Source organism: Brenneria izbisi (genome assembly GCF_025840185.1).
GTDB classification, from domain to species: Bacteria; Pseudomonadota; Gammaproteobacteria; order Enterobacterales; family Enterobacteriaceae; genus Brenneria; species Brenneria izbisi.
In genome coordinates this window covers 1-434 of record NZ_JAMPJU010000055.1, presented here as the reverse complement: position 1 = coordinate 434, position 434 = coordinate 1, and the positions used below count along the sequence as shown (strand labels likewise).

Here is a 434-nt window from a genome sequence, read left to right as displayed (position 1 = left end):
CTAAAGCTGCCGTCTCCGCCTGCTGTGACACTGCCCAGCACATTGCCTGCTGCATCGCTGATCGTGACCGTACTGCCAGCTTCCGCTGAACCGCTGACCGACGCGCCATCTTCCGCGACCAGAAGATCAGCCGGAGCGGATGGGCTAGTGGTGTCCGGGGCGGTCACGGTAACCGCGGCGGAGATATTGCCCGCGGCATCACTGGCGACGGCGGTAATCATTTCACCGTTGGTCAGCGCGGGCGACAGCGGTACAGTAAAGCTGCCGTCGCTCCCTGCCATGACGCTGCCCAGCACATTGCCTGCCGCGTCACTGATCGTGACTGTACTGCCGGCTTCGGCGGTGCCGCTAACTGAGGCGCCATCTTCTGCGACCAGAAGATCAGCCGGTGCGGATGGGCTAGTGGTGTCCGGGGCGGTCACGGTAACCGCGGC

At 64.5% G+C, this 434-nt stretch carries 1 protein-coding gene; it reads right to left on the bottom strand.

Annotation, left to right across the window (positions count from 1 at the left end):
• The coding region (locus NC856_RS17720) for an Ig-like domain-containing protein (RefSeq protein ID WP_264091713.1) at positions 1-434 on the bottom strand (434 nt) is incomplete at both ends.